Origin of the sequence: Atribacter sp. (assembly GCF_035418125.1) — a bacterium.
GTDB classification, from domain to species: domain Bacteria; phylum Atribacterota; class Atribacteria; order Atribacterales; family Atribacteraceae; genus Atribacter; species Atribacter allofermentans.
Map to the genome: position 1 here is coordinate 1 of NZ_DAOLQM010000105.1, position 2,063 is coordinate 2,063.

At 40.5% G+C, this 2,063-nt stretch carries 2 protein-coding genes; both read left to right on the forward strand.

The window, feature by feature from the left end:
* Window positions 1-393 (forward strand): ABC transporter permease (locus tag PLK24_RS06465; RefSeq protein WP_502876043.1); only part of this gene is annotated, 393 nt, incomplete at its 5' end.
* A gap of 125 nt (window positions 394-518) precedes the next feature.
* A complete protein-coding gene (locus PLK24_RS06470) occupies window positions 519-1,448 on the forward strand; it encodes a sugar phosphate isomerase/epimerase family protein (protein WP_324477438.1) in 930 nt (309 codons plus the stop codon).
* Window positions 1,449-2,063: the final 615 nt, after the last annotated feature.

The window sequence follows — 2,063 nt, forward strand, 5'->3', positions numbered from 1 at the left end:
AACCCGGTTGCATCTCGCTTTAGCGGAATAAATAATCGAGGAATTTTAGTTCGTACCTATATTTTAAGTGGTCTTTGTTCTGGTTTGGCATCGATCATCATGATTTCGAGGGTTAATTCGATCCGGCCGGGTTATGGGTCAGCCTATCTCCTTCAAGCTATTTTAGTGTGTGTTTTAGGAGGGGTCGATCCCAGCGGAGGATATGGAAACATATCTGGCTTGGTTATGGGAATAATTGTTTTACAAATCCTTCAAAGTGGTTTTAATATTTTATCTTTTAGCCCTTTCTTTAAAAACGTGGTTTGGGGTTTAATGTTGATTTTGGTGATGATCCTCAACTTTTATAGTTCAAGATATACCCACAAGATAAGAAAAAGATTGAATGTCGACTAAACTAATGTGGGCATTTTTGAATAACTTTTTTCCAAAACCAATAGCTCAATGAGCTGAGAAAGGAGTCATAAATGGCTGCCGGGAAAAAACTGAAACTTTCTGTAGGAATTTGGTGCATGGGAGGGATGTCTGACCGGTTTTTGCCTCAGGGATATGAAGAACCGCTTAACATCCAGGAACGATTAAAACGGGTGAAAAAGGTACCAGAAGTTGAGGCGATTGAATTTTTTGATGATGAATTTGAAAAGATAAGCCCCCGAGATTTTAAATCCTTACTTGAAGATAATGGTTTAAAAGTGAGCTGTATCAATCTCAACACTCACTCTCGTCCCAAATGGCAGTTGGGTGCTCTTACCCACCGAGATGAAAAACTTAGACGTGAAGCCATTGATGCCGCTAAAAAATTGGTGGATTTAACTGGATTGTTGGAGTGCGATTCAATAGGCCTTTGGTTGGGAGTGGATGGTTTTGATTATCCCTTCCAAGTCGATTATGGAATTGAATGGGATTTACTCATGGAGTCGGTCGGGGAAATTGCTGATTATGGTTCACAGGTGAAGATATCTCTTGAATACAAACTCAAAGAACCACGACAGTATCTCTTGGTGGGAAATGCTTTTCGATCGCTTTATCTTATAAAAGCTTTAAACCGGAAGAACATTGGAGTGACGGTTGATTTCGGCCATGCTCTGATGGCGAAAGAAAATCCTGGTGAAGTGGTTTCGATACTCTCCCGAGAAAAGGTGCTCTATAATGTCCATTTTAACGATGCCTATCGGGAGTGGGATGATGATCTCATAGCTGGGAGCACCAACCTCTATGAAACCCTGGAGTTTCTTTACTATATAGAGAAATCCGGTTATCAAGGTTATCTCGGTTTTGACATATTCCCTTACCGCATTCATCCAATTCGAGCTTTGGAATTGTGCACTCGAAACACCCTGGACCTTTATCGTTTGCTGCAAGAGGTGGATAAAGAATCCTTGTTAAGGGGACAAAAGAAGATGGATGCAGCCGACACTCACGAAGTAGTCCGAAAAGTTTTCTTTAAGTGAGACGCTTGTGTAAGGCCGTCTAATAATTTTATTCAGTCTAGTGACAAGTGTAAATATAGCAGTCATCCTGAGGCTTCGTATTCCGAAGCCGTGAGGATCTCATCTTTTAATCGTATTTCTTAATTCTTTTCTCAAAATAAACATTAAAAACCAAAAGGCTCCCACCCCGCCGTAAAGCGGCACCCCTCCAAGGAGGGAAAATATTCATTTAATTCCCCCATTGAAGGGGGATTAAGGGGGGTGTGCCTTTTTCTTTTTAAGCATTTTTCACTCATTTTGGTATTTTCAGGATAGATATCCATGTTACTTTGCAGCACCAGATAAGGGTGAAAATCAAAATTCGACAGGCCATGGCATGTCGTTACATTAATTAGGTGCAATAAATTGCGTCCCTACATTTTATAATCTTTTGTAAGGACTTGATTTATCATGCCCGTTAGTTTTCAGAATTGACCTTCATGCTGACAACCAGCATCAGACGACAATGAAAATATATTCTCAGAATCAAATCTCCCCCTTTTCTAAAGGGGGAGATTTGATTCTTTTACTGTTTCGTCATTGCAAGGAACGGAGTTGACGTGAGAATCTCATCCACCCACTCCGTCATTCTGAGGA